The 24,740-nt window shown below is 64.3% G+C and carries 20 protein-coding genes; 9 read left to right on the forward strand and 11 right to left on the reverse strand.

All coding sequences use genetic code 11. The features are described from left to right. Positions 1–160: 160 nt before the first annotated feature. On the forward strand, positions 161–1,144 hold the full coding sequence (locus N5P29_RS18715; protein ID WP_262276291.1) for an ABC transporter substrate-binding protein: 984 nt from the start codon (positions 161–163) through the stop codon (positions 1,142–1,144). A 168-nt stretch (positions 1,145–1,312) separates the two neighbouring features. Further along, positions 1,313–2,599, forward strand: coding sequence for a DDE-type integrase/transposase/recombinase (locus N5P29_RS18720; protein ID WP_262276292.1), 1,287 nt, complete (start codon positions 1,313–1,315; stop codon positions 2,597–2,599). 101 nt (positions 2,600–2,700) lie between these two features. Here the strand turns inward: N5P29_RS18720 and N5P29_RS18725 are convergent, their stop codons facing one another. Both N5P29_RS18725 and N5P29_RS18730 read right to left on the reverse strand, forming a co-directional pair. Further along, positions 2,701–3,630, reverse strand: coding sequence for a threonine/serine dehydratase (locus N5P29_RS18725; RefSeq protein ID WP_262276293.1), 930 nt, complete (start codon positions 3,628–3,630; stop codon positions 2,701–2,703). Positions 3,631–3,732: 102 nt separating this feature from the next. Then, positions 3,733–4,620, reverse strand: coding sequence for an aldo/keto reductase (locus tag N5P29_RS18730; protein WP_262276294.1), 888 nt, complete (start codon positions 4,618–4,620; stop codon positions 3,733–3,735). Between the two features lie 116 nt (positions 4,621–4,736). On the opposite strand from N5P29_RS18730, the gene N5P29_RS18735 reads away from it, so the two are divergent. The 3 genes from N5P29_RS18735 to N5P29_RS18745 all read left to right on the forward strand — a co-directional run bounded on the left by N5P29_RS18735 (position 4,737) and on the right by N5P29_RS18745 (position 7,360). Beyond that, positions 4,737–5,618, forward strand: coding sequence for a helix-turn-helix transcriptional regulator (locus tag N5P29_RS18735; RefSeq protein WP_262276295.1), 882 nt, complete (start codon positions 4,737–4,739; stop codon positions 5,616–5,618). 23 nt (positions 5,619–5,641) lie between these two features. Beyond that, positions 5,642–6,082, forward strand: coding sequence for a GNAT family N-acetyltransferase (locus tag N5P29_RS18740; protein ID WP_262276296.1), 441 nt, complete (start codon positions 5,642–5,644; stop codon positions 6,080–6,082). A 72-nt stretch (positions 6,083–6,154) separates the two neighbouring features. Next, the gene (locus N5P29_RS18745) at positions 6,155–7,360 is read left to right on the forward strand and encodes an FG-GAP repeat domain-containing protein (RefSeq protein ID WP_262276297.1); all 1,206 of its coding nucleotides are present in this window, start codon (positions 6,155–6,157) and stop codon (positions 7,358–7,360) included. Positions 7,361–7,558: 198 nt separating this feature from the next. On the opposite strand, the gene N5P29_RS18750 is transcribed toward N5P29_RS18745, so the two are convergent. Genes N5P29_RS18750 through N5P29_RS18780 form a run of 7 tightly spaced genes read right to left on the reverse strand, consistent with a single transcriptional unit; the run spans position 7,559 to position 14,821 of the window. Then, positions 7,559–8,902: an NtaA/DmoA family FMN-dependent monooxygenase gene (locus N5P29_RS18750; RefSeq protein WP_262276298.1), complete on the reverse strand. Its 1,344-nt coding sequence runs from the start codon at positions 8,900–8,902 to the stop codon at positions 7,559–7,561. 8 nt (positions 8,903–8,910) lie between these two features. Continuing rightward, positions 8,911–9,963, reverse strand: a complete 1,053-nt coding sequence (locus tag N5P29_RS18755) for an LLM class flavin-dependent oxidoreductase (RefSeq protein WP_262276299.1) — start codon at positions 9,961–9,963, stop codon at positions 8,911–8,913. After that, positions 9,960–10,781: a DUF1684 domain-containing protein gene (locus tag N5P29_RS18760; RefSeq protein WP_262276300.1), complete on the reverse strand. Its 822-nt coding sequence runs from the start codon at positions 10,779–10,781 to the stop codon at positions 9,960–9,962. The genes N5P29_RS18755 and N5P29_RS18760 overlap by 4 nt, the downstream gene beginning before the upstream one ends. Further along, a complete protein-coding gene (locus tag N5P29_RS18765; RefSeq protein WP_262276301.1) occupies positions 10,765–11,931 on the reverse strand; it encodes an LLM class flavin-dependent oxidoreductase in 1,167 nt (388 codons plus the stop codon). Before N5P29_RS18765 ends, N5P29_RS18760 begins: the two co-directional genes overlap by 17 nt. Next, positions 11,928–12,935, reverse strand: coding sequence for an ABC transporter substrate-binding protein (locus tag N5P29_RS18770; RefSeq protein WP_262276302.1), 1,008 nt, complete (start codon positions 12,933–12,935; stop codon positions 11,928–11,930). The genes N5P29_RS18765 and N5P29_RS18770 overlap by 4 nt, the downstream gene beginning before the upstream one ends. A gap of 9 nt (positions 12,936–12,944) precedes the next feature. Continuing rightward, complete coding sequence (locus N5P29_RS18775) at positions 12,945–13,859, reverse strand: amino acid ABC transporter ATP-binding protein (RefSeq protein ID WP_262276303.1); 915 nt, start codon at positions 13,857–13,859, stop codon at positions 12,945–12,947. Next, entirely contained in the window at positions 13,856–14,821 is a 966-nt protein-coding gene (locus N5P29_RS18780) for an amino acid ABC transporter permease (protein ID WP_262276304.1), read from the reverse strand. The genes N5P29_RS18775 and N5P29_RS18780 overlap by 4 nt, the downstream gene beginning before the upstream one ends. A gap of 286 nt (positions 14,822–15,107) precedes the next feature. Between N5P29_RS18780 and N5P29_RS18785 the strand changes: the two genes are divergently transcribed. The 4 genes from N5P29_RS18785 to N5P29_RS18800 all read left to right on the forward strand — a co-directional run bounded on the left by N5P29_RS18785 (position 15,108) and on the right by N5P29_RS18800 (position 20,429). After that, positions 15,108–17,033 (forward strand): FAD/NAD(P)-binding protein, encoded by a 1,926-nt coding sequence (locus N5P29_RS18785; protein ID WP_262276305.1) that lies wholly within the window; start codon positions 15,108–15,110, stop codon positions 17,031–17,033. 79 nt (positions 17,034–17,112) lie between these two features. Continuing rightward, a complete protein-coding gene (locus N5P29_RS18790) occupies positions 17,113–17,631 on the forward strand; it encodes a GNAT family N-acetyltransferase (protein WP_262276306.1) in 519 nt (172 codons plus the stop codon). 9 nt (positions 17,632–17,640) lie between these two features. Next, positions 17,641–19,365 carry a helicase HerA-like domain-containing protein gene (locus tag N5P29_RS18795; RefSeq protein WP_262276307.1) on the forward strand — a complete coding sequence of 575 codons (1,725 nt, stop codon included), beginning with the start codon at positions 17,641–17,643 and terminating at the stop codon, positions 19,363–19,365. A 71-nt stretch (positions 19,366–19,436) separates the two neighbouring features. After that, on the forward strand, positions 19,437–20,429 hold the full coding sequence (locus N5P29_RS18800; RefSeq protein ID WP_262278617.1) for a hypothetical protein: 993 nt from the start codon (positions 19,437–19,439) through the stop codon (positions 20,427–20,429). Positions 20,430–20,538: 109 nt separating this feature from the next. Here N5P29_RS18800 and N5P29_RS18805 read toward each other — a convergent pair whose 3' ends face one another. Continuing rightward, positions 20,539–22,512 carry an NHL domain-containing thioredoxin family protein gene (locus N5P29_RS18805; protein ID WP_262276308.1) on the reverse strand — a complete coding sequence of 658 codons (1,974 nt, stop codon included), beginning with the start codon at positions 22,510–22,512 and terminating at the stop codon, positions 20,539–20,541. Then, entirely contained in the window at positions 22,512–24,734 is a 2,223-nt protein-coding gene (locus tag N5P29_RS18810) for a bifunctional copper resistance protein CopD/cytochrome c oxidase assembly protein (RefSeq protein WP_262276309.1), read from the reverse strand. Before N5P29_RS18810 ends, N5P29_RS18805 begins: the two co-directional genes overlap by 1 nt. Positions 24,735–24,740 lie beyond the last annotated feature (6 nt).

Here is a 24,740-nt window from a genome sequence, read left to right on the forward strand (position 1 = left end):
GTCGCGTGGTGGTTCCGAGCCGCTTTGTGACCCTGTTGGACGCCTTGTTAAGTGCCGTGAACCCTTGTATCCCAGCGTTTCGGGCTGCTTTGACCGCCCTCCCGGCCGACCCGGATAGTTGCAGCCAAGACCTCGCATCAGAGCCTTCAAAGGAGAACCAATGGCACGAATTACAGCCGCTTCCGGCGTCACTGCGGCGCTCGCCGCCGCCGCCCTGCTGGGGCTGGCGGCATGCTCGGATCCGGGAGCAACGGCAGCCGCGTCAGCCCCGGCGTCGAACGCTTCAACCAGCGCAACCAAGCAGTTCAACCTCACCCCGCAGCAGGACCGCATCAAGGTCTCGGTGGACCCGGCGGCAGCCGCCCTGGTTCCCGCCGCCATCAAGGCCGACGGCAAACTGACCGTGGTGACCACGGGAGGAACTCCCCCGCTGAGCACTTTCGCCACTGATAACAAGACCCTGATCGGCAGCGAAGTGGACATTGCCTACGCCGTCGGCGAGAGCCTGGGGCTGCAGGTGGAAGTACTGCCGGTTGCTTGGGCCGACTGGCCGCTGGGCGTAGAGTCCGGCAAGTACGAAGCCGTCCTCTCCAACGTCACCGTGACTGAGGCACGCAAGGAGAAGTTCGACTTCGCCACCTACCGCAACGACCTCCTGGGCTTCTACGCCAGGGCCGATTCGGACATCTCCACGGTGAAGGAACCCAAGGACGTGGCCGGCAAGCGCATCATCGTCGGTTCGGGCACCAACCAGGAAGCCATCCTGGTGCGCTGGGACGAGGAGAACAAGAAAAACGGCTTGAAGCCGGTCGAGTTCCAGTATTACGACGACGACTCCGCCTCCCAGCTCGCCCTGCAGTCCGGACGCGCGGACCTGACGTTCGGGCCCAACGCTTCCGCCGCCTACAAGGCCGCGAAGGACGGCAAGACCAAGCAGGTAGGCACCCTTGAGGGTGGCTGGCCGCTGAAGGCGGAAATCGCGTTCACTACCCAGAAGGGCAACGGCTTGGCTGTCGCAGCCCAGGCCGCCCTCAACACCCTCATCAAGGACGGCAACTACGGCAAGATCCTGGACCGCTGGGGACTGTCGTCCGAGGCCATCCCCGCATCAGAGCTGAACCCGCCGGGCCTGCCCAAGAAGTAGCGCCCCTACCCAAGGAGCTCACCCAACTGGGGGACAGCAAACGTCCTAATGACTCGTTCATTGGAGCTGTGGAGTCTCATGACTTAATGGACAGTTCTGTCTCATGACTTCGTAGACACTCTGTCTCAGGACATCGTGGACATTTGTCGGGCGGGTTTGCTGCTGTCCATGAGTAAATCCCAGCCCGACATCAAGATCCGGCATGCTGTGGCAACGTGGTCCGAGGATTCGCCCAGGGGCGCGGTTACAGCGTTCTGCAGGAAGCACAATGTCTCCCGGGCCTGGTTTTACCGGGTCCGGGCGGCCGCTTCGGAGGTCGGGCCAGTGAAAGCGCTGGAGAAGAAACCCACGGTCCCGAAGACCATGCCCACTGTCACGGAGCCGGCCATGATCGAGCTGCTGCTCGATACTCGAGCAGACCTCCAGGACAGGGGCCTCGATCACGGCCCGCTCTCCGTCATCGCCAAGCTCTCCAGGATGGGTCTGAAGCCGCCGTCGCGAGCCACCGTGGCCAGGATCTTTGTCCGGGCCGGAATGGTCGTGCCCGAGCCTCGGAAGAAGCCACGGAGCGCGTACAAACGCTTCGTCTATCCGCAACCGAACGCGTGCTGGCAGATCGACTCGACCGAGTGGCAGCTCGCCGGCGGTAAGAAAGTGGCGATCTTCCAACTCATAGATGACCATTCGCGTCTGGCCCTGGCGTCCTTGGTCGCGACCGGGGAAACCAGTGCTGCCGCTATCGCCGTCGTCACGCAGGCGATCGACCGCCACGGAACGCCACAGAGATTCCTCTCTGACAACGGCACGGCACTGAATCCCACCCGTCGCGGGCGCTCCGGGGCTCTGGTGGAGTTCCTCAAAGCCCTGGGTGTCGAACCGATCACGGGCAAACCCTACAAACCCACCACCCAAGGCAAGAACGAACGCTTCCATCAGACCTTGCACCGATACCTGCACCGGCAGCCACCGGCGTCCACCATGACCGCACTTCAGGCCCAAGTGGACGCCTTCGACCTGTATTACAACAACGAACGCGAACATCAGGGCCTGCCAGCAGGAATGACACCAATCGAAGCATGGAACGCCACACCCAAAACACCCCCACCGCTCACCCCTGCACCCGTTTCACCCTGCCGGGAACGGCAGAGCGCGCAACGAACAGTGAACCGAAGCGGATCCGTGACGATCCTCGGAACCCATTTCAAGCTAGGCAAAGAACACATCGGCACCATCGTGCACGTCCTCTACGACGACGCCGACATCATGTTCTTCGGAGCACAAGGCACCGAGATCATCACTCACCCCCGGCCACCGCGAGGAACCCGGTACGTCGGCAACGGTAAACCCTCGGGAGTCGCCGCCGACCCCCGAGGCGCCCGCAAGAAAAGAACCACCTACCCACAACTCAAACCCCGGAACCCCACACACCAGGACGAACTGTCTACACAGTCATGAGACATCAACTGTCTACGAAGTCCTGAGACATGAACTGTCTACAAGGTCCTGAGACATGACACTCGTTCATTGGAGCGTTTGCTGTCCCCCAGTTGGGTTAATCAGAGCTGTGATGGGTCCGTGTTCGCGCCACACAGTACGACGGCGACCGTCTCACCATCGCGCGGGGCGTACGCACCCGAGAGCAGCGCGGCATACGCTGCCGCAGCACCGTGTTCCACCAGGATCCGGTGCTTCTCCCATAGGGCACGCCGGGCATCCACGATGTCCTGGTCCGTCACGAGCACACTCTCCACCCCGGTCCGGCGGGCCACCCCAAAGCCGATCTCTCCCACCCGGCGGGCACCCAGGGAATCAGCGGCAATTCCGGAGACCGCGACATCCACCGGTTCCCCCTGCGCCAAAGCAGTGTGCAGGGTGGGAACCGTTTCCGGCTCAACAGCGACAACGTGCGCCCGGCCTTCAGCTGCCGCCGCAATGCCGCCCATCAACCCACCGCCGCCGACAGCGACGAGGATGGTATCGACGTCGGGCAGTTCGTCCAAAAGCTCAAGCCCAACGCCACCGGCGCCGGCCACGATTTCAGGCTGGCCGTAGGCGTGGCAGTAGACGGCGCCCTTCTCCTGGGCGAAGGTGACGGCAGCCGCGTAGGCCTCGGCGTACTCTGCACCGCCTTGGACCACGGTGGCCCCTATGGCATAGAGCTTGTGGACCTTGTTCGCCGGAGCGGATTCCGGAACGAAAACAGTTGCCGGGACGCCGAGCTTGGCCGCAGCATAGGCGTTGGCCAGTCCAGCGTTGCCTCCCGAGGCCACCACAATCCCCACGGCAGGGTCGAGCTCGCCGCTCTCCCTGGCAGTGAGCAGCCGGTTGAAGGCGCCGCGGGCCTTGAAGGATCCCGTGTGCTGCATGTATTCGCATTTGAACCACAGATGGTATGGCTCGCCGTTTCCACTCTCCGCCATGGGAGTGTGCCGAACCCAGCCAGCCGTCCGGGTGTAGGCGGCTTCTACTTCTTCGCGTGTGACCATCGTGGCTGCACCTTTCGTCAGGTTCATCCTATGGTTGGCGGGGATTTCCGGGCACGCCCAATCCTTCATTGCCGGCCCATGGCCTGCATCTGTAAGTTACGGTCACGCTTCCGGTATCACCATGGCGAAGCGCTCAGGCCGGGCGACGTCCGGATCCGGCCCGTTCCGTATACCCCGGTCCAATCCGTCGATGGCCTCCAGTTCGCCGCTGCTGAGTTCGAAATCAAAGACGTCGAAGTTCTCCGCGATCCTTGCAGGGTTGGTGGACTTTGGGATGGCCGAGCGGCCCTGCTGAAGGTGCCAGCGGATCATGACCTGCGCCGGCGTCTTCCCGTGGGCCTGTGCGATGGCAGCGATCGCGGGCTCCGCCATTACGTTCTGCCGCTCTTCGCCCCAGCCCGGGTAGAAGGTGATCCCGCCGATCGGCGACCACGCCTGGGTGAGGATTCCGTTGTCAGCGTCGGCGGCCTGGACCTCCGGCTGCGTGAAGTAGGGGTGAAGCTCGATCTGGTTCACCGCCGGCACAACGTCCGTGGAAGCGAGCAATTCCTTGAGATGGTGCGGCATGAAATTGCTGACCCCGATCGCCCGGACACGGCCGTCGGACAGCAGCTTCTCCAATGCCTTGTAGGCCGCGGTTGTCTGGTCGAAACGGTCCGGAGCGGGCTGGTGCAGGATGAAAAGGTCCAGGTAGTCCACACCGAGCTTTCCCACGGCTTTGTCCCAGGCATGGAGCGTCTGATCGTAGCCGTAGTCGCTGACCCAGACCTTTGTCTCGATGAAGACATCCCGGCGGTCCAGTCCCGATGCGCGGATACCTTCGCCGACCTCCCGTTCATTCCCGTAGGCCGCCGCAGTGTCGATATGCCGGTAGCCGGACGCGAGCGCCGCCTGAACTGCCGCCGTCGTTTCTTCCGGGGCGCTTTGGAAAACGCCCAAGCCGAGCGCCGGCATGGTCACGCCATTGTTGAGAGTCAGTTCACTGTTCATGCTCTCCACGCTATTCACGGCAACGCACGCCTGGGAGTGCACACTATTACCTCCCTGCGTTCCCAAGTAACGGCAGTCCCTCCCTCGCGGAACCCGGGCAGCGTAGCGTTGCAGGCATGACCCACAGTGACGACGTGCGAAAGTTCCTGACCTCGCGCCGGGCGCGGATCACGCCCGAGGCCGCCGGCCTGCCTGCCTACGGCGGGAACCGCCGCGTTGCCGGGCTCCGCCGCGAGGAGGTGGCGATGCTTGCCGGGATGAGCATCGATTACTACATCAGGCTGGAGCGGGGGAATCTTTCCGGCGCGTCGGACAGCGTCCTGGAGGCGCTCGGCCGCGCTTTACAGCTTGACGACGCCGAAACAGCCCACCTTTTCGACCTCGCCCGCGCGGCAGGCGCCGCTCCACGCGTGCGTCGCAAGCGAAGCCCCCGCACGGTCCGCCCAAGCGTTCAGCGCGTCGTCGATGCAATCACGACGGCGCCGGCCTGGGTCCGCAACGACCGCGGCGATGTCTTGGCCTCCAATGAACTGGGCGCAGCGCTGTATATGGACTTGATGGCCGAGGAGACCAAGCCGCCGAACAGCGCCCGGTTCACCTTCCTGAATCCGAAAGCCCGGCAGTTCTTCGCTGACTGGGAGCGCAGCGCGGACGACATCGTTGCCGTGCTCCGGTCCACTGCCGGGAAGAATCCCTATGACCGGGACCTTACGGACCTTATTGGGGAGCTCTCCACCCGCAGCGAAGAATTCCGCATCCGATGGGCCCGTCACGACGTGAAGTACCACCGGACCGGCAGGAAGCACCTTTATCACCCGGTCGTTGGGGACCTGGACTTGAGTTTCGAGGCGCTCGAGCTCGCGGCCGATCCTGGGCTGCGTATCAACGTGTACACGGCAGAACCGGGAACGCCCTCCGAAGACGCTTTGAAGGTGCTCGCCAGTTGGGTGGCTACACAACGTGACGCCGCGCAGGCTCCCGTCGAGGAAAAGAGCTGAGCCGGAGCACCTACGCTTGAACCATGCCTGACTTTGTCCTGCGCCCGGCCGCAGACACCGACGCCGCCTGGATTGCCGAACTCCGTGCCGTGGTGATGCGTCCTGATCTGGAACGGCTTGAGCGCTTCGACCCCGTCCGTGTCCGCGAGCGCTTCCTGAACTCCTTCCAGCCGGAGCACACGTACATCATCCATTCAGACGGTGTCGACGCCGGGGTGATCGCTGTCCGGCCTGAACCGGACGCGCGGTGGATAGAACATTTCTTCATCGCACCCGCCCATCAGGGCAAGGGACTTGGCGGGGCCGTATTGCGCCACGTCATGGCTGCATCGGTGGACGAGCGGCCCTTCCGGCTGGATGTGCTGCAAGGTAGCCCTGCCCGTCGCTTGTACGAACGGCACGGCTTCACGCTGGAATCCGAGGACGCGATCGATGTCTTCATGGTGGCTCCGGGCAACAGCTGACCACAGCTGCACCGGAATGCGGTAACCTCAGCACACCACGCGGCTTCGACGCGACACTTTCCGGGGGGAAAAATGGGGATCTTTCGAGCGCGCACTCCAAGGCACGCAAGCACCATCGCATTGTCAGTTGGTCTCTTTGCCTCCGGCCTCCTGGCTGCCGGACCAGCCACGGCCGACTACCAGCCCACGCCTTATATCGACGGGGTTCCGTATGTCGGTTCCGAAATGCGCCGCCAGTACAACTACGACTACTGGGGTTGCAAAAATCCTGACGGCTCCGGCGACGGCATCTCCTTGGAGTGGCTGCGGGACGGCGAAACACTTCCCCAGGAGCGGCAGGGCGAAACCTTGCGGATCTTGCCCGAGGACCTGGGCAGCCGCATCTCTGTGCGGGTCCATCCCTTGACTCCCGGTGAACCCGGCTGTCCCACCGGCACCCAGCTCAGCCCTGGGACGACTGCCATGAAGGCTTCTTCCCGCGCCATGGGCTGGACGGGGCGGGGCAATTTCGAACCCTTGGCACGGACACATGACGGCCGGCTCATCCTGTACCCGCGGACCTACACCTACTACAAGGGCTCCTGCGAAGGTCCTTGCCCCGCATACTGGGGTTCATGGGACGAGCCCCGGCAAGTAGGCGCGGGCTGGAACATGTTCAACATCGTTTTCTCGCCCGGTGATTTCGACGGCGACGGGTTCAATGATCTTCTCGCCAGAAACGGTGCGGGCCAGTTGTTCCTCTACCCCGGCGACGGCGAGGGTGGCTGGCTCCCTACCCGGCAGGTCGGCTCGGGATGGAACATTTTTGATTCGATTGTGGGCCCGGGCGACTTCAACGGCGATGGCAGCAATGATGTCCTGGCCAGGACTCCCGGCGGCGATCTCTACCTCTACCCCGGCGATGGCAATGGAGGCTGGCTCGCACCGTCCAAGGTGGGCTGGGGATGGCAGGTCATGGACAAGATCATCACCAGCGGCGATATGAACGGCGACGGCACGGTTGAGATCTTCGGACGGGACCACAACGGCGGCCTTCATCTGTACCCCACCGACGGCCAAGGAGGATGGGGAGTCCCGGCGTTCATGGGCGGCGGTTGGAACACTTTCCAGGACGTGTCGGGCATGGGCAGCTTCGCCCATCAGAAGTACAACAACCTGGTGGCCATTAACCAGAACGGCGATCTTGTGCTCTACTCCACGGGTGCGGCCACCACAGCGTTGTATGGGCCATACGGGCCTGTCGGCAACGGCTGGAACGTGTTCCGGGAACTGCTGTAGCCCTCACCGGAAGGACACCCTAGAGTGGCTGCCCCAACACCGTGAGCTGCAACGCGACTGTTCCGTGGTCCTCATCCACCGGACCAGCCGAGAAATTCTGCCGGATCATCGCCAGGAGCAGCGGAAACAGCCCCCGTGATTCCGGGGCTTCGTTCCCGTCCGTGGGGAATGATCCAGCAGAATTTTCCAGCCTCTTCATCAGACCTGCACTGAGTGTTCGGAGCGCACCGGGGTTTCAAGGCCAAGGTTTTCGCGCAGCGTAGTGCCTCGGTACTCCGTGGGGTAGACACCGCGTTCCTGGAGCTCGGGGACCAGGTGGTTCACGATGTCGTCCAGGCCCGTAGGGATGAGCCACGGCGAGATGTTGAAGCCGTCCACAGCACCGACGCGGGCGTACTCAGCGAGGTGATCGGCCACCGCCGAGTAGGAGCCGGTGAACGTGGAGTCGATGCGCGCAGTCTTGGACGTGACGAACTGGCGGATGGAGAGCCCCTTGTCCTTGGCCTCGGCACGCCATTGGTCGGCCAGCTGGCGCGCCTTGGCACCGTGGAATCCACTGCCGCGCGTCTCTGATGTTTCTTCCACCACGGGGTCGATCTCCGGAAGCGGACCATCGGGGTCATAGGAGGACAGTTCACGGCCCCAGAATTGCTCCAGGTACGCGATGGCCTGCTGGGGCCCGATCTGCAGGCTCCGGACCCAGGCCTTCTTCTCCTCTGCCTCCTCCGGGGTGGCCGCCAGGATGAATTCACTGGCAGGCATGATCTGCACGGCGTTGGCACCGCGGCCTGCTGCCACCGAACGGGCAACAATGTCGCGGCGGAACTCGACGGCGTCATCGAACTTGGGATGCGCCGAGAAGATGACGTCTGCCTGCCGGGCAGCGAAGTCCCGGCCCTCGGGTGAGTCGCCGGCCTGGAAGAGCACGGGACGGTACTGGGCGCTGCGCGGCAGGCGGGGAGTCACGTCAACGGTGTAGTGCTGGCCTTCGTGGAGCACAGGCCGGGCAGGACCCTCGGCAGTTTCCCACGAGTCCCAGATCCGCTTGGCTGTCTCAACAAAAGCTTCTGCATGCTTGTAGCGGTCGGCATGGTCCAGATAGCCGCCGCGGCGGAAGTTGGCTCCGGTCCAGGCGTTGTCCGTGGTCACCACATTCCATGCCGCCCGGCCACCGGAGATCAGGTCCAGCGAGGACAAACGGTGTGCCAGGTCCGCCGGATCGTTGTAGGTGGTGTTCTGGGTGGCCACCAGGCCGATGTTCTTCGTCACCGACGCCAGGGCGGCGAGCATGGTTTGGGCATCGGGCCGACCGGCCACATCCAGTGCGTGGGGACGCCCCAGGTGTTCGCGAAGCCGCAGCCCTTCACCCAGGAAGAAGGCAGCAAACTTGCCGCGCTCAGCGGTTTGAACGATGCGGCGGAAGGATTCGAAGTCTGTCTGCGAACCGGATTCCGCTGCCTTCCAGACAGTGCCTGAGTTGACGCCCTGGAAGAAGATGCCGAACTGGATCTGGCCGCTCGGCTGGAAAATATCGCGTGTCATGGTGGTCCTTAGTTTCCTGTTCCGGAGGCGGTGGTTGCGTAGCGGTTCTGCGCCGGTCCAAGGCCCAGCAGATCGCGGAACGTTCCATCCTGGAGGGGTCCGAGCAACGAACCGCTGCGACGCAGCCCGGGAAGGACAAGACGGGAAAGTTCCTCAAGATCCACGTCCACGGCAGCAGGGTGCAGACGGATGCCATCGGCTTCGCCCAGCAAAACGTCCAGCAGCTCGACGAGTCCCGCAGCCGGTCCGGCATAACGTGCCCGTCCGCTTTCCGGCAAAGAGGCCACGCGCGCTTCCGCAGCCTGCCCGCGCGCGTCCAGGACGACGTCGAGCTCGGCAACAACGGCCAGCGAACCGCCCAGCCGAGCACGGACATCGCGGATCTCGGCGGTCAGCAGCCCGGGCGTGGGCGCGGACACCAGAACAGCGTCAACAGCCTCGACCGGCACCAGCCCTTCGCCCACCAGGGACGCGGCGGCCAGCACGGGCAGCTGTCCCTGCAGGGGCCTTGGAATGATGGACGGTCCCTTCACCGAATAGGGCGCGGCGGCGAAATCGGCAGGGGTTTCGAAGTCCGCGTAGTGAAGCTTGTCGACGTCCAGGTAGCGGCCCGTGGCGACATCGCGGATCACAGCATCGTCCTCCCAGGAGTCCCACAGACGCCGCCCCACTTCGATGGACGCCGCGGCTTCCTGCGCGAGTGCCTCACCTGAGACAAAAGAGCGTCCGACGGCGGCAGCGGCCTCAGGTGACTCGTCCGCGGTCGCGATCCACCCGGCACGGCCTCCGGAGACGTAATCCAGGCTGGCGAGCTGCGTGGAGATGTGAAAGGGCTCCGTATAGACAGTGTCCACTTCCGGCACCACGGCGATGGTCCGGGTGATCGGGCCGGCGAACGCAGCGCGCTGGAGGGCATTGGCGCGTCCGGCGCGGGGTGCGTCCTGGAACGTGGCTACATGGAAGCCGGCGGATTCCGCGGCGAGGACAGCCCCGGCGAGGTCCTGGTATCCGGCCCCATCCAGTTCGATGGCCAGGAATCCTGGGGTATGGGAGATGCTCACTTCTGGTCCTGACGTTCGTAGGGAATCTTTTCGCCGGCTTCGATGGCCACGGGCAGCCGGTTTTCGGCAGGCGGCAGCGGGCAGGTGGCGAGGTCCGTGTAGGCGCACGGCAGGTTGACCGCGCGGTTGAAGTCCAGCGTCACGGTGCCATCAGCGGCGGGTGTCACGGACAGCGACCGGTTCGCGGCGTACGTGGTCTTTCCGGAAGTCTGGTCCGTGAACAGCACGGACAAGGACCCCGGTGCATACCCGTTGAACGCGGTCAGTGCGAGCTCCTGCCCGGCAAGTTTGAAACGGATTTCCCCCGGGGCTTCATAGACATGCTGGATGCCCTCGACGGCCGCACCCACGGTGGTCTCACGCGGCGCCTCGAACGGGACAAAGGTCCCAGCCACGGCAAACGCCGCATTAGGGGTGTACGCGGGTGTGCCCTGGTACTCCTGGAGCAACGCGTTCTCCGGGTTCCTCGGGCGCACGATGTACTCGCCGCCGCGCTTGGCCACCTCGATCACGGTGTCTCCGGATACGAGGTTGATGCCGCCGCGTTCCGCGATCGGCCCGAGCCCAACGCTGCCGCTGAGCCCAACTCCGTCCTGCAGCAGGCTTTCGCCCGCCTCAAGTTCAACACGTACGACGTCGTCTGCCGCGCTCCAGGTTCCCGGCGCACCTTCCAGCCGGGTCGGCTCAGCGGTCAGCCAGTGAAGGTGGGTGACGGCCAGGAAGCCGTGCGGGTGGGCGCGGTGGCGTTCGTGGGCTGCGTGCCACTCCTGCCATTCCTCGTCGAAGGCTTCGAGCGCGGTTTCAGTGTGCGTAGACATGTGCGGTGTCGCTCCTGTTCAAGGCGTGGTCGGCGGTGACGGCTGCTGCTGCGTCCGGTTCGGTGGCCCCGGCAAACTCCGGACGGCCACCGAACGGATCCCCGGACTCCCAGAGAGTGGTGGGGGCGGCCGAACGAACGGCCGGGATGACTTCCAGGGCAAACCGCTCCAGGATTTCCAGCTGCTTCTCGAAGGGAAGGGTGGTGGGCAGGGAGATCGACTGGAGATCGTGGTTGTACAGCGAGTGGTAGCTGAGGATCTTGTCGATGACCTGCTCCGGGCTTCCCACCAGGGCGGGCCCCTCGGCAACCGCGTGTTCGATGTCCCGGAAGGGCGAGTTGTTGCCGGGGACGTTGCGCCCGGCGGTCAGGCCCTCATAGACGGGACCGTACTGGCGGATGGCCTCCTGCGTGGTGTCCGCGATGAATACCCCGCCGGCCCCGCTGCCAGAGCCAAGGTACTGGTGCCGCGGATCGTGGCCGTGGCGTTCGTACTCTTCACGGTAGTGGTCGATCAGGACCTTGTAGTTCTCCCGCGGCTGGATGGCGTTGGCCGTGAACAGCGGGTCGCCCCACTTGGCCGCGAGCGCAGCGGACGTCAGGGTTGTAGCCGAGCCGTGCCAAATCCGCGGCGACCCCGCGAAAGGGCGCGGCGTCGTCGTCGTTGGTTCGGTGAGGGCGGGCCGGAAGCGGCCGGTCCAGGTGACGCTTTCCTTGCGCCACAGAGTCCGCAACAGGGCGTACTTCTCGGCCAGGAGCTCCCATTGATCGTCCAAGGACAATCCAAACAACGGGTACTGCAGTACCTCGTTGCCCTTGCCGATCACCAGTTCAAGGCGGCCACGGCTCAGCTGGTCGATGGTGGCGTAGTCCTCGGCGACCCGCACGGGATCCAGCACGGAGAGCACTGTGACCCCGGTCTGGAGGCGGATGCGGCTGGTAACGGCAGCGATCGCGGCGAGGACCGTCGTCGGGGACGATGAGACGAACTCGCCGGCGTGGCGTTCCCCCACGGAGAAGCTGTCGAAACCGAGTTCCTCCGCGCGGCGGGCCGTCTCCACCACCTGGTTGAGCCGGTCAGCGGTGGAGACGATCTCCCCGGTCACCGGATTCTTCAGGTGGGGAATGATGTCCAGGACCTGGAATTTCATTTGCCCGTTCCAAAGTTTGCTTCGGTGACGGTCTTGGATTCGGGGACGGCTTCTTCGGAAAGGCCCCAGCGTTCCAGGACCTTGGCGTAGGTGCCGTCCTTGATGGTGGAGTTCAAGGCGTCGGTGATGGCCGGGGCCAGGCCGTTGCCCTTGAGCGTAGTGGCTGCCACCAGGGTCTCGGACGGCCAGCCGGCGTTGACCTTGCCAACCACCTTGAGGTCGTCACGGGTGTTCTCGCGGTAGGTCACGGACGGGTACGGAGCGAGGTTCAGGTCGGTTCGGCCCGAGGAGAGCGCCAGGATGGTGTCGGCGTCGGAGGAGTAGTACTGCAGCGTGGCCGGGGCCTTGCCCTTTGCCTCGAGTTCCTTGTTCCAGGCCAGCAGGATCTTTTCCTGGTTGGTGCCGGAACCGACGGAAATCTTGAGGCCCGAAATGTCGTCCGAGCCCTTGATGTCGTAGCTGGAGTTCTTCTTCGCCTCGAAGCCCATGAAGGCCGCGCGGTAGGTGGAGAAGTCGAACAGCTTCACGCGTGCGGCGTTGATGCCCACGTTGGAGAACACGGCCTCGAAGTCACCGGACTGTGTCTTCAGCGGCCAGTTCTCCCAGGATGTCACCTGCAGGTCCAGGTCAAGACCGAGCTTGTCGGCCACCAGCTGGGCGATGTCCACCTCGACGCCGATCGCGGTCTTGTCGTCCGTGGCGTGGAAGGACAGAGGGATCGAACCCGCGGTGGTGGCCACGGTCAGCTTGCCGTCCTTGGCGATGGCTGCGGGAACGGCAGCCGCGGCGGCAGTGTCCTTTTCGCTGCGGATGCGGTTCTGGTCCACAGAGGTGTTGTAGACGATGCCGTTCTTGGCGGCTTCGGATTCCGGCTTGGCTGCCGACGCCCCGGGATCGGCGCAACCGGCCAGTACAGGAAGGACGACGGCGGGCAGCACCGCGAGCGACAGGAGCTTGGTTTTGCGTGTGGAACGGATGGTGGTGGAGCGGGTGGTGCGAAGCATGAAGGGGTCCTAGATGTTGAAAGCCGGTTCGATGACTCGGGAGAAGAATGTGCGGGTACGTTCTTCGCGGGGGTTGGCAAATATGTCCTGGGGCGAGCCGGACTCGACGATCACACCGTCGTCCATGAACACCACAGTGTCTGCGACGTCCCGGGCAAAGCCCATCTCGTGGGTCACCACAATGAGGGTGGTTCCTGACGTGGCGAGTTCCCGGATGACATCGAGGACCTCGTTGACCAGCTCCGGGTCCAGGGCGGACGTGGGCTCGTCGAAGAGCAGGATCTTCGGATCAAGGGCCAGTGCCCGGGCAATGGCAACGCGCTGCTGCTGCCCACCGGAAAGCTGGCGGGGGTAGGCGTCTGCACGGTCCTTCAGGCCCACGCGGTCCAGGAGTTCCAGTCCGCGCTTACGTGCTTCGGCCTTGGAACGGCCTTGCGCCACTACCGGCGCCTCAGCCACGTTCTCCAGCGCAGTCAGGTGCGGGAACAGGTTGAAGTTCTGGAACACCATGCCGATGTTCGTGCGCTGCTTGAGGATGTCCTTCTCGCGCAGTTCGTGGAGCTTGTTGCCGCGGACCTCGTAGCCCACCAGTTCGCCGTCGATGGTGATGTAGCCGCCGTCGACCTTTTCCAGGTGGTTGATGGTCCGCAACAGGGTGGACTTGCCGGAGCCGGACGGGCCCACGATCACTGCAACACCACCCGGGGGAACCGAGAGGGACACTCCCTTGAGGACCTCCGTGGCGCCGAAGGACTTGCGGACGTTGGTGATGTCGACCTGCCCGCGCGTGGGTACCGGCTGCACAGCCGTTGCGGCCGGAGCTTTCCCGGCTGAAGCTGTCCCGGCCGATGCGGCGGCCGAGGTTTCAGCAACAGCCTGTGCCGCCGTCGTCGTTGCTTGCTTGCGTGCGGCGATGATGCTCATCGGGCGTCCTTCGTGGTCGAGGCGGGAGCATGGCTTGCAAAGAATTTCCGCGCTTTCTGCAGCGGGGTGAGCGGCAGGTTCCGGACGGCGCCCTTGGAGAAGTGGCGTTCGATGTAGTACTGGAAAATGCTCAGCACCGAGGTGATGACCACGTACCAGAGCGTCGCCACCAGGAGCAGCGGCAGCACCTGCTGGGTGCGGTTGTAGATGACCTGGACCGTGTAGAACAGCTCTGAGTAGGCCAAGACATACACAATCGAGGTGCCCTTGACCAAGCCGATGATCTCGTTGAAGGCATTGGGAAGGATGGCGCGCATGGCTTGGGGCAGGATGATCCTGGTATTGCGCTTCCATGCCGGGATGCCCAAAGCCGAGGCTGCCTCGAGCTGGCCCTGGTCCACGGAGAGGATGCCGCCACGGATGATCTCCGCGGAATAGGCAGCCTGGTTCAACGTCAGGCCCAGGACGGCTGCAGCAAACTGGCTGATCAGCGTGGTGGTCTGCGCCTCGAAGAAGCGGACATCGGTGAAGGGGATGCCCAGGCTGATCTTCTCGTACAGGTAGCCGAGGTTGTACCAGAGCAGGAGCTGGACCAGCAGCGGGGTCGAGCGGAAAATCCAGGAGAACGTCCAGGACACCGAGACCAGCAATGGCGAAGCCGACAGACGCATGAGCGCCAGGATGAAGCCGAGCACGAAGCCAAGGACGCCGGAGATTGCGGTGAGCTTGAGCGTCTCGACAAGGCCGGTGACCACTGACTGCGCCGTGAACCACTGGGCCACCACGCCCCACTCCCAGCGGGGATTGGTGACAAGGGACCAGGCGATCGCGGCTACACCGGCGGCGACCACCACCGTCCCCACCCAACGCCAGGGATGCCGGGCGGGCACCAGCTTGTACTCGGAGTAATCCGGGGTGGGCGGTGCAGTGTCCGCCGTGGCAGGCGGTGCGATTGCACTCATGCGCCACCTCATTTCGTTGGTTGTTCTCTATCGGATGGCTGCCAATCTATGGGCGTGCCAAAGCCTCCAGCAAGGCGGGTATTTGCACTTCTTCACTGGACTTCTCGGGGCTTCGCCGGAGTTCTTGGGGCGTCACAATCCTCGTCAAGAAACGTCGTATGAGTCGCCGTTTTGCGTTGGTTAACGGCCCGTGACGCGTGGTGAACGGCGGTTACCCGCTCCTCGACCAGCACCTCCGGGAGTCCTTAGATTGGGCATCACCAACCACTGCATTCCAGGAGATCCCATGCCGCCACGAGTTCCCGCCATCGCCTTCATTGGCGGCGGTCCCCGCACGGCCGGTGTCCTGGAACGACTCGCAGCCAACCGGCCGGACCTGTTCAACGGCCCCCTGGACATCCACGTCATAGAACCCCACCAGCCCGGTTCCGGGAGGATCTGGCGCTTTGACCAGAGCCCGGGACTGCTTCTGAACTCCACCGCCGCGGACGTCACCATGTTTACCGATGACTCCGTCACCTGCGATGGCCCCTCCGTGCAGGGTCCCGGCCTTTCCGCGTGGGCCGCCGGCGTCCTGGACGGCACCATCCGCGACGTTCCCAAGTTGGAGCCGCACCTGCTGGCCCAGCTGCGCGAACTGACCCCGGCGTCGTTTCCCACACGCCAGCTCCAGAGCAAGTACCTTGAATGGTTCTTTGGCCGGGCAGTCAGCGCCCTCGGCCCCGAGGTGACGGTAACGGTCCACCAGGACACCGCCTCCGCCGTTTCGGCCGCCACTGAAGGCGGGCACGACGACGGTTCCCACCGCGTGCGGTTGGCCGCCGGCTCCGAGGTGGTCGCCGACGTCGTGGTGTACGCCCTGGGCCACACGGACTCCGTTGTTGACCCCGAGTCTGGCCGGCACAGCGAGTTCGCCGCCCGTCACGGCGGGTTCCATGCGCCGCCGTCGTACACCACCGATGTTGACTATTCGGGGATTGAGGCTGGCCAGGACGTCATCGTCTCCGGCATGGGCCTGGCGTTCGTTGACCTTCTCGTGCTGCTGTTCGAGGGCCGGGGCGGCCGCTTCGAGGAAAGGCCCGACGGCGGACTCGACTACCTGCCCTCCGGCGCCGAGCCGCGGCTCTGGGCAGGGTCACGACGCGGGGTGCCGTACCACTCCAAGATTTCCTCCACACTGCGCACGCCGGTGGAACGTCCGCGGTATTTCACCGCAGCAGCCATCGACGCCTTGCTTGCCGAGCATCAGGAACTGGATTTCCGGGTGCACTTGTGGCCGCTGATCGCCAAGGACGCGGGCTACGCCTACTACCGTGAGCTCTTCACCGGCTACCCGGAGCGGGTCCTGGGCTCCTGGGCCGACTTTGAAGCCCGCTTTGATGCCCTTGACTGGTACAGCCAGCTCCGGGAGGAACTCGTGGCGGTGTCCGTGCCGGATGCTGCCCTGCGCCTTGACCTGGAAAAGCTTGACCACCCGCTCATTGGCTGCGCCTTCGCCGACCACGACGCCGTCCAGCGGGCAGTTACCGCCTACATCCAGCGGGACCTCGACCTGCGCACCGGACCTGACCATTCCGAAACCCTGGCCCTGTTCACTGCCTTGCTGTATGTGTACATGGACCTTGGCCGGCTGGTCCCGCAGGAACGGTTGAATGCCCGGTCCCAGCAGTCCATCCATGGCTGGTGGCACGGTTTCTTCAGTTTCGTGGACTCGGGGCCGCCATCGCACCGACTTCGCGAAATGCTCGCCCTCCACCGGGCCGGACTCCTCAAATTCCTTGGGCCTGGCATGTGGGTTCGGGCGGACGAGTCCCTGGGCCGCTTCGTGGCGGGTTCGTTCCAGTCGCCGGTGGTGGTGGACGCGTCCGCGTACATTGAGGCCCGGTTGCCTTCAGCTTCCGTGGAACGTTCGGCGAACCCCGCCTTGGCGGACCTGCACGACGCCGGTTGGGGCACCGAACAGCGGCTGCTCACCTCCGAGGGCACACACTCGACGGGCAAGCTCCTGGTTTCCGGGAATTTCGAGGTCCTCTCACCGGTTGGAAGCCCACAGCAGGGTTTGTTCGCGGTGGGTCCCTGGACCTCGGGCTGGGGCGCGGGAGCGTTCGCACGTCCAAACACCAACGCAGCCCCCTTCCGGGAGAACGACGCCCTGGCCCGCAGGATCCTGGAATCCCTGACCACCGCCGTCCCAGCCCTCCAACCCAACTAGGGGACAGATACTGTCGCTCTGGCCGCTCAGTAGAGCGTTACCTGTCCCCTACTTGGGTGCCACGAACGAAAGGCAAGCCATGACCTCAACCCCAACCCGGCCGCCGTCGGGCCTTACCGTCCTCAGCCTGCCCATGCGGGACCCTCGCGTGAAGCCGCTCCTGGACGAGCTCGCCGTTGAATACAACACCCGCTACGGGGACCTGTTCAGCAGCGAAGGCGCATCGGAGGAACTGAACCGCTACCCCGCCGAAGAATTTGCCGCACCCCACGGCGCGCTGATCATCATCCAGGAGAACGGCGAATCCGTCGCCGGCGGCGCCTTCCGTCGCTACGATGAGCACACCGCTGAGCTCAAGCGGATCTGGACGCACTCGGCGCACCGCAGGCGCGGGCTGGCCCGTTTGGTCCTGGCGGAGCTTGAAAACGAGGCACGCCGGCGCGGCTACCGGAAGCTCTACCTGACCACCGGACCGAGGCAACCCGAGGCCAAGAACCTCTACCTCGCCACGGGGTACAAAGCCCTGTTCGACCTCGCCGCCGACCCCGAGGACATCAAGCATTTGGCCTTCAGCAAGGATCTTGCCAAGCCCAGCTAAGCTATGCGCATGGCCAAGAAAACCACTGCGGAAAAACTCGCCACCATCCAAGAGGGTTACACCTTGGAAGGGGCCACCATAGAACTCGGCGCCGCAATTGTGGACGGTGAAGTCCATAAGGAGGCCCAGGTCAGACTGCCACTGGCCATGATGAACAGGCACGGCCTGGTGGCGGGCGCCACGGGCACCGGCAAGACCGTCACGCTGCACATGATCGCCGAACAGCTTTCGACGGCGGGCGTCCCGGTTTTCCTCGCGGACATCAAGGGTGATCTTTCCGGTTTGGCGACGCCGGCCACTGGCAGTGAGAAGCTGACGGCGCGTACGTCCGCGCTCGGACAGGACTGGCAGGCCAGGAATTTCCCAGTGGAATTCCTTTCCTTGGGCGGAGACGGCAACGGCATCCCCGTCCGCGCCACCATTACGTCGTTCGGGCCCATCCTGCTCTCGCGCATCATGGACCTCAACGACACCCAGGAGTCCAGCCTCCAGCTGATCTTCCACTTCGCGGACCAGAAGAACCTTGAACTGATCGACCTCAAGGACCTTCGTGCTGTCATCCAGTTCCTCACCTCGGATGAAGGCAAAGCCGAACTCGCTGAACTCGGCGGCCTTTCCAAGGCCACCGCGGGTGTGATCCTGCGCGAGTTGATCGCCCTGGAAGCGCAGGGCATGGAGAAGTTCTTCGGCGAACCCGAATTCGATACCGCCGAGTTGCTCCGCACGGCACCGGACGGCCGCGGTGTGGTCAGCTGTCTGGAACTGCCTACGCTGCAGACCAAGCCTCTCCTCTTCTCCACCTTCCTCATGTGGCTCCTGGCCGATCTGTTTGAGGACCTCCCCGAAGCAGGAGACCTCGACAAACCCAAGCTGGTGTTCTTCCTGGACGAAGCCCACTTGCTCTTCAACGACGCATCCAAGGCCTTCCTTGAAGCCATCACCACCACCGTCCGGCTGATCCGTTCCAAGGGCGTGGGCATCTTCTTCGTCACCCAGACCCCCAAGGATGTTCCGGCCGACGTCCTGGGGCAGTTGGCCAACCGCGTGCAGCACGCCCTCCGCGCCTTCACGCCCGAAGACGCCAAGGCCCTCAAGGCCACCGTGTCCACTTTCCCGGTGAGCGACTATGACCTCGAAGAGACCCTCACCTCGGCCGGAATCGGTGAAGCCGTCATCACCGTCATGAACGAGAAGGGCGCACCAACACCCGTGGCCCTGACCCGGCTGCGTGCGCCGGAATCCGTTATGGGTCCCAGCGAAGATGAGCTCATCAAGAGCACCATTGCTGCCTCGTCCCTCCTGGCCAAGTACGGGACAGCGGTGGACAACCTTTCGGCCTACGAGAAACTCAACGGCAAGACAGCAGCGCCCACAGGGGATGCCGCGCCGGGCCAGCCGCCGGTTCCGTCCTCCGGCTCACCGGCTTCGCCTGGCGGCACTTCCCAAGCCGACATCGATGCAGAGGCTCGCCGGATCGAGGAAGAAATCCTAGGCCGGCCGAGTTCGCGCCCCGCATCGTCAACGCCCGATTCCTTCCCGGCGCCACCCGCTCCCGTACCGGTCCCGCAGCAGGCCCCGCAGGCCCCCCAGGACAACGTGTTCGGTGACATTGCAGGAGCTCTGGGCGGAGCATTGGGAGGCGGTTTGAAGAGCATGGTCCGGTCCATGGGTACCCAGCTCGGCCGTGACCTCATGCGCGGTGTTTTCGGCACATCTTCACGCCGTCGACGCTAGTTCCGGCCGTCACAACCGGTACCTCCTGCACGGCGGGAGCTGCTGCGGCAGGTAACGTAAAGGGCGTGCAGTTGAGTCAAGCGTTCGTCAAGACCGCAGCCGGATGGCTGCTCGGTCTGATGCTCGCTGTCGCCGGAGCGATCGTCTCCATCAACCTGGTGAGCTCCTCCGTAGCCAGTCCGCAGCAGCCGGTCAAGGAGTATTTGCAGGCGCTCCAGGACGGCAACGGCGAAGAAGCGCTTGGGCTGCTGCGCGCCAAAGTGCCCACCGCCAACGCTGCCATGCTGGACGGAACCGCCCTTCAGACCGCAGCCTCCAAGCTGTCCGACGTCAAAGTGGGAAACCCTGAGCCCCGTGGCAGCAACCGGGTCTCGGTGCCGGTGGACTACACCCTGGACGGCAGCCGCCTGCACACCGAGTTCCTGATGGAACGCACCGGAACACAGTGGCTTTTCTTTGCCAAGTGGGCGTTCGTCCCTACTACCCTGCCCACCATTGACGTCACCGTGGTCAACTCCAGCGAAGCCACCCTCAACGGTGTGCCGGTCAACATGCCCAACGGCCGCAACACGTTTGCGGTGTTCTTCCCGGGCAAATACGAGGCCAGCTTGAACGGGACCTACTTCGAAGCCCCCGCAACATCGGCGCTGGTGGCAACACGCGACGGCGGGCAGGCTCCCCTGAACCTGCAGACCCGTTCCACCAAGGCCATGAATGACGCCGTAGCCGGCAAGGTCCGCGAGTTCCTGGACACTTGCGCCGCCCAGGCTACAGAACAACAACGCCTGCAGCCCGACTGCCCGTTCTACCACGTCAGCAACGCGCGGGTAGTGGACGGAACCATCAAGTGGGCCATTACGGAGTATCCCAAGATCTCCATCGAGCCGTTCAGCGGCAAATGGGTGGTCGCCCCCTTGAATGGCAAGGCCACCTTGACCGCCAGGGAAGTCAACCTCTTCACAGGGCTCGTGAACGACCTCAACGTGGAGCACGACTTCAGTTTCACCACGCAGCTGGACATCAACGGTGACACCGTGACGGTGACGCCCTTACTGACTTTCTAGCCCGCTCGCTGCCAAAGCTCCATTCACACACCGTATACACGCAATGGCCCGGCTCCTGCCCCGCACAGGGGAGGAACCGGGCCATTCATCTTTGGCATGGGTCGCCGATTTAGTCCATCCCGCGGAGGTCGAGGACCAGCTCGGACTCGCCGTCGGCCTGCAGGACCACGGGAATGCCCCAATCCTGCTGGTACAGGTGGCACGCGGCGTGGTCCGGGATCTCGCCGTCTTCGGTTTCGGGCCCATCGCATGCGGCAGCGCGGGCGGTGATGTGCAGGATGCCCTCGGGAACATCCGCCGAGAGTTCCAGCGTCCGCAGAAGGCCCACCGATGTCCCCCCGCCGGAAACCAACAGCTCAGGCGGGGTGGAGGAAATCTTCATTTGGGTGGGATCGCCCCAGCGGTCATCGAGTTTCTGCCCGGTGGGAGCCTTGAAGCGCACCGCAAGCTCGAGTGTTCCGGGGGTCACCGGACTCTTGGGACGCTGCGTTTGCGATGCACCTTCGTCCACCTGGAGGGCTTCCTTGGGAATCGGCACCAGGACAAGCTGGTGCTTGTTCGACTCAACCACCACCAGCAGCGGGTCGCTGCCTTCGACTTGGACCACGACGACGTCACTCGGCTCGGCAAGGCCCCGCGCCAGTGTAGAGACGGACTTGGTAGCGGGGTCGTAGCGGCGCACAGCTCCGTTGTACGTGTCGGCAATCGCCACGGAGTTATCCGGCAGCACCGTCACTCCGAGGGGGTGCTGCAGGCGGGCTTCGGAAGCCTCGCCATCACGGAAGCCGAAATCGAACAGACCCTTGCCCACAGCGGTTTCCACCGTGACACCGGAATCGTTGATGACAAGACGGCGCAGGGATGAGGTCTCCGAGTCGGCTACCCAGATGTTGTCTTCGCCGTCGATCGCCAAGCCCGAGGACTGGGCGAACCAGGCTTCCTCCGCCTTGCCGTCAAGCAAGCCTTCCAGACCTGAGCCGGCAAGGATTGAGACCTCGTTGGCCAGCGGGTCGTAAGCGAAGATCTGGTGGGTGCCGGCCATCGCGATGACGACCTTCTGAAGCTTTTCGCTCCACACGACATCCCAAGGGGAGGACAGCGAAACCTCGGTACCAAGACCCAGCGCTCCCACATCCACGGCGTCCCCGGCAAAGTCAGCCGGACCGTCGTCGTGATGTTCGGACCAGGTACCGGCACCGGAATCGGTGACACGGGCGGGGCCGGTGTCCAGCAGCCTTTGCACGCCGTTGCCGGCGATCGTCTGCACGTAGCCCGAACTTAGTGTCACGCCACGGAGGCGGTGGTTGACGGTGTCCGCCACAACCGCGTCGTAGCCGAGCTTCCAGGCAAGTTCGGACGGCAGCAAAGTGACACCCTGCGGTTCGTTGAACTGTGCAATTTCGGATTGCCCGTCCAGGTAGCCCTTGGTACCGGAGCCGATCACGCGCTCGACGGTTTCCAGGTCGGGACGCAATTCCACCAAACGGTGATGGCCGGAGTCCACTACGAGGTAGTTGCCGTTGGCGAGCTGGGTTGCCTTGCCGGGGAACCGCAGGGTGCCCGACGTTGGCTCCGGGGCCACGTATGGGCCGTTGCCGCGGTGGAGGGTCCCCTTCGCTTCGTGTTCGGCGACGAGTTCTTCGAGAAGGACAGCGAGGCCGTCTGCGTGGCCCTCACCGGAAAGATGGGCCACGATGTAACCCTCTGGATCCACGACCACCAGCGTGGGCCATGCGCGGGCCGTGTAGGCCTTCCAGGTGGCGAGCTCGGGGTCGTCCAGGACCGGGTGGTGGATCTCGTAGCGCTCAACAGCCGATGCCAATGCGACGGGGTCTGCCTCATGCTCGAACTTGGGCGAGTGCACGCCGACGGTCACCAAGACGTCCGAGTACTTCTCTTCCAGGGGGCGCAACTCATCGAGCACGTGCAGGCAGTTGATGCAGCAGAAGGTCCAGAAATCGAGCAGCACAATCTTGCCGCGCAGGGACTCGAGGCCCAGGGACTTGCCACCCGTATTGAGCCAGCCGCGGCCCTCGAGTTCGGAGGCCCGGACCCGGTGTTGGGTACGTACGGATTCGCTCATCAGCGTCCTTCCAGCTTGGTGTTCGGGTCACTCTGCCCGGAATTGTCGTTCGTGGGGCGCACAGCCGGGGCTGCGGTTGTGGCCCTGGCTGTGCGGCCCGACAGCTTGGCATCACGCTCAGCCAGCCGGGCAAACATATCGTTGTAAGCACTGAGATCGGCGTCGTTATTCCTGTCGGCCGCGCGGTCCACCCGGCGCTTCTCCCGTTCATCGGACCGTGACCACATGACCGCCACGCCGATGGCCACCAGCAGCGTGGGAATTTCACCAATGCCCCAGGCCACTGCGCCGCCCAGTTGCTGGTCTCCCAAGGCCGTGGGACCCCAGGCACGGCCCAGGTCGCCGAAGTAGTCTGCCGCGAGCAGGCCGGTGCCGCCCATGATGGACACCCCGAAGAAGGCGTGGAATCCCATGGTCGCCAGAAGGAGCAGCAGGCGCATTGGGTAGGGCGCACGGCGAGGCAGGGGGTCGCTGCCGATCATACTCAGGACAAAGATGTATCCGGTCAGCAGGAAGTGCAGGTTCATGAGCTCGTGGCCAACGTGCTCCCGCATGGCCAGGCCGAAGAGGTCCGAGTAGTAGAACAAGACAATGGAGCCCGCGAAGTTGGCAGCCGCGAACAAGGGGTGCGTCACCACCTGCGAGAACCGGGAGTGCACGAAGAGCAGCAGCCACTCGCGCAGGCCGCGGGAGCCGTGGGCACCCTCGCCGCGGGTTGGCAGCGCGCGCAGGGCCAGCGTCACGGGGGTGCCGAGAACCAGGAAGATGGGCGCCACCATGGTGAGGGCCATGTGGTCCACCATATGCGCGGAGAACAGAACCCGGCCGTAGACGGCGGGCGGGCCGGACGTGATGTAGGTCAGGACCACCAGGCCGATCATCCAGTTCACGGTGCGGAAGGCAGACCACCGGTCTCCGCGCCGGCGGATCTTGACGATGCCCATGATGTAGGAGACGGCGCCGAACAAGGCAACGCCCACCCACAGCCAGTCAAAGCGCCACTCGGTCAGCCAACGCGCAGGGGTCAGCTCCGGTGGCAGCTCGTACCCGGACAGGATGAACGACGGCGAGGCATCGGGCGCGTAGGTGGTGGGCTGCGGCGGAGCCGAGCGACCGAGCGCAACGGCAAGTCCCGACGTCGCGCCCATCACCAGCAGCTCAACCAAAACCAGTTGCCACAGCACCCGGCGGGCAGACATGGATCCGTTCTTCCCGAGCTGCGGAATAACCCATTGCCGGTGCATGAAACCGATGCCACCCAGCACCAGCGTGGCCAGAGCCTTGGCAACAATGAGTTGGCCGTACGACGAGCCGAACAGGTCTGCGGGGTTGGTGACCCGGATGGCAGCATTGATGACGCCCGAAGCGAACACCAGGACAAAAGCGAAGCCTGCCAAGGAGGAGAAACGACGGAGGGTCTGCTCTGTAATGTCCGCAGTTCCCGCCTGGCGTGAGCCGGTAAGGAGGCCCGACAGGACCGCCAGCATGATGATGCCGCCAACCCAAGTGGAGACGCCCACCAAGTGCAGGCCCAGGGAATTGATGGCGCCCTCGTGGTCGCTTGAACTCGAGGAATGGCCGATGAGTGCTGTGGGGATCAGCCCGATCAACGCGAGCACGAGCGTGAACGCCAGACCGGTCAGGGAGCGGACCCCGAACAGGGCCGTGGTGACCACGGCAGCGATAATCGTTACGGCAAGCCAGGCTTTGCCCGTTTCGATGTCGGTCATGAAGTAGACCAGCGAACGGGTGAACTCGGCATCACCGGACAGTGACTGGCCTGCGACGTCCGCGTACGTCAGGACGAGGACTGCCACTGCGGACAACGTCCACGCCGCGCCTGCTGCGGCGGCCACCGCGAGGGCCCTGGCAAAGGCCGGATGCTCAGGCGCGTCGGCGTCCTTCTCCCGCGAACGGGATCCTCCGAGGTTCTTGGGCAGGATGCCTACCGCGAAGATCAGGCCGCCGATCACGGTGGCTACCGAGACGTTGTGGATGGCCTTGGCAAACGGAAGGCCCCACCTCACCAAGGCACCGGGGTCCGAAACCTGGCGGGCAGCCGAGGCGCCGGAGAAGATCAACGCGGCGGCAAGAGCGAGGAACAGAACGGCCAATCCCGCCAACTGCCAAGGGAGCGAAATCCCCGCGACGGCAGAGCCTCCCCGCGCTCCCGGCTTGGGAGGAGACGAAGGGGCAGTTGCGGAACTTCTTGCTGATGGCACCTATCC

Origin of the sequence: Paenarthrobacter sp. JL.01a, from assembly GCF_025452095.1 — a bacterium.
Classification (GTDB): domain Bacteria; phylum Actinomycetota; class Actinomycetes; order Actinomycetales; family Micrococcaceae; genus Arthrobacter.